The organism is Bradyrhizobium sp. (assembly GCF_050014615.1).
In the GTDB taxonomy this organism is placed as follows: Bacteria; Pseudomonadota; Alphaproteobacteria; order Rhizobiales; family Xanthobacteraceae; genus Bradyrhizobium.
Genome location: NZ_JBEKCZ010000358.1, coordinates 1 through 2516, shown reverse-complemented (window position 1 = coordinate 2516; position 2516 = coordinate 1). Strand labels below are relative to the sequence as shown.

The window sequence follows — 2516 nt, the reverse complement described above, 5'->3', positions numbered from 1 at the left end:
TTCGTCGGCGAGATCGGCCGCGGCCGTTTCGAGCTCGGCCTGCGACGCATCGGCTTCTTCAAACAGACGCTTCAGCAACGGCGCAAGCGGGGTAGTGGTCAGGGTGGTCATGCAGGTCTCCGATCAGCGGTAAGGGTACCGTTGCGATCCACCTAAAATACGATTAAACATTCGCATTCGCTATTCGCATTATCCGTGAGCCTCCATGGCTGATCGCCGAAGTGCTTCAATTTCCTCACGAAAGCAGCCTCAACAAGCGCGCTCGAGCGAGCTCGTCGCCACCATTCTGGAGGCGGCAGTTCAGGTTTTGGCGAAGGAGGGCGCGCAGCGTTTCACGACAGCGCGGGTGGCCGAAAAGGCAGGCGTCAGCGTCGGATCGCTGTATCAGTATTTCCCGAACAAGGCGGCGATCCTGTTTCGCCTGCAAAGCGACGAATGGCGGCAGACGAGTGAGTTGCTACGCGGCATCCTCGAGGACGCCGAGCAACCGCCGCTGATGCGGCTGCGCAGCCTGGTCCACGCCTTCATACGCTCGGAATGCGACGAGGCCACGATGCGTGTGGCGCTTAATGACGCCGTTCCGCTCTACCGCGATGCGCCCGAGGCGCTGGAGGCGAGAGCGTCGGGAGACCACACGGTTCAGGCCTACCTGCGGGAAGTGCTGCCTGCGGCCTCGGATGCCGTGCGCGCCGCGGCCGGCGATCTGATCAAACAGACGCTCAGCGCAGTTGGAAAGCATTTCTCGGAAACGCCTCGAACCTCGGCTGAGATCGAAGCCTATGCCGACGCCATGGCGGATATGTTCTGCGCCTACCTCAGGTATCTCCAGAACGGCTGAAGCAAACGCATGAAATTTTTAGCCGTCATGGTGCTGTTATTGAGTTGTTCCGACGCAAAAGCTTGCGAGCTGTCGCTGGTCACGCCGGTGACGTCGGCGTTGACGAATCCCGTCGGGGCACATGTTTCGCTGTCCGATGATGTGTTGATCGCGGGCTTTTCGGTCTTGGCGCCGTCGTTGAATGCGAAGAAAGTGCTCGCGGCGGCAGAATATCCCTACCAATTCGACGTCGTGGAATTGTTTGTGACGTTTTCGGACAGCGGATTTCCCTACTACGAATTTGAAGTGTCGCCCTACAACCAGACCTTTCAGGTCAGGATCGTCAGCGCCAAACAACACCAGGAGGGCGTTGATCTCGGGTCAACGTCGACAGCCGCCATCGTGACGGGCGGCTGGAATGTCGAGTTGAAGGTCCCGCTCAAGCCACTCGGTTGGGACGGCGATCTCTCTAAGATCCGTGGAAATCTCTATTCGATTTTGGGGCAGGGGCGCGCGCGCAGCTACTGGAGCTTATTTCTGCCCAAAGCAGCCAAAGCGAATTTTCATCAGCCGCAATATTTCAAGCCGCTGTTGCCATGTAGCTAGGGCGTGTGCTCGTAGGACGAGGGGCGTCCGCTTTCGGATGCCTGAGCATCGAGGTCGCCATGTCTGCTTCTCTAATCGGCCGGTTGGGGTCAAGCACTTTCAAGCTATCCACTACTGCAGTGTCAATGTCTCTCACGGGCTCGCGCTTCTCTTCGGAATCGGCACCTGGGCCCTTCCATCATGGGATCCGAGGACGAGGCGGAACAATCTTTTGGTCGGCCTTGCCGTCGATCGAACGGCAGGACCAAGCAGACATGCGAACTCACCTCATCCATCGTCCCGCGAGGGACATCCTTCCACTGCTCGGGGGAACTCGAGTTTTCTCCTATCCGGATCTGATCGTTGACGATGTCATGCTGCTGCCGCGGCTTGTTCCCTAGTCCAGCGGAACTCAGTGCCATCAACCCACATACGGTGCATGACTACGGCCAGCCGGCGAGCCAGCGCCACGATCGCCTTTTTCATCCCGCAGCGTCTGGCGATCTGCATCGCCCAGGCCTTGAGCCATGACCATTTCTTGGAACGCAGCATACTTGGGGCTGCTTCGTAGAGCATCGTCCGCATCATCTCATCGCCACAGCGCGATATTTTGCCGCTCCAATCTATCTCACCCGATTGATACTTGGCGCTCGTCAGCCCAAACACCGCCCCGACTGACTTGGATTTGCGGAAGCGAGCCGGAACGTCGACAGTGGCGCGATAGGTCAGTGACACCACGGGGCCGACACCCGGGGTCGTCATCAAACGCCGGCATACCTCGTCATCCCGCACGATGGCCAGCAGGCGGCGATGCAGGATGCAGAACTGCTCGCGAAGCGTCCGTCGAACAATGAGCAGCGGTTCGATCAGTGCGGCCAGGTCGGGAAAGTTCTCGACCAGCTCCCTGATGCGGACCTCGACCCTAACTGTCCCAACCATACCGACCTTCAGACCGAAGTTGCGTAAAGTGCCGCGCAAGTCGTTATCGATGGCGATCGCCTTGGACTGCAGCAGCTTGCGATGGGTCAGCAGCATCCGCAGTTTCTGACTGCGTAGCGTCTTCACATGCACCGGACGGTAAAGCCCCACCCGCATCATCTGGGCGATGCCGCGG

At 59.1% G+C, this 2516-nt stretch carries 3 protein-coding genes; 2 read left to right on the top strand and 1 reads right to left on the bottom strand.

Going from position 1 to position 2516, the window contains the following annotated elements:
- Nucleotides 1-205 precede the first annotated feature (205 nt).
- Both ABR948_RS29550 and ABR948_RS29545 read left to right on the top strand, forming a co-directional pair.
- Nucleotides 206-838 carry a TetR/AcrR family transcriptional regulator gene (locus tag ABR948_RS29550; RefSeq protein WP_423875122.1) on the top strand — a complete coding sequence of 211 codons (633 nt, stop codon included), beginning with the start codon at nt 206-208 and terminating at the stop codon, nt 836-838.
- Nucleotides 839-847: 9 nt separating this feature from the next.
- Nucleotides 848-1423 carry a carbohydrate-binding family 9-like protein gene (locus tag ABR948_RS29545; RefSeq protein WP_423875121.1) on the top strand — a complete coding sequence of 192 codons (576 nt, stop codon included), beginning with the start codon at nt 848-850 and terminating at the stop codon, nt 1421-1423.
- Between the two features lie 351 nt (nt 1424-1774).
- Here ABR948_RS29545 and ABR948_RS29540 read toward each other — a convergent pair.
- On the bottom strand, nt 1775-2516 hold a 742-nt coding region (locus tag ABR948_RS29540), incomplete at its 5' end, for an IS110 family RNA-guided transposase (RefSeq protein WP_428124853.1).

Coding starts and splice junctions, on each gene's coding strand:
- ABR948_RS29545 (WP_423875121.1), top strand. CDS start 848: ATGAAATTTTTAGCCGTCATGGTGCTGTTATTGAGTTGTTCCGACGCA.
- ABR948_RS29550 (WP_423875122.1), top strand. CDS start 206: ATGGCTGATCGCCGAAGTGCTTCAATTTCCTCACGAAAGCAGCCTCAA.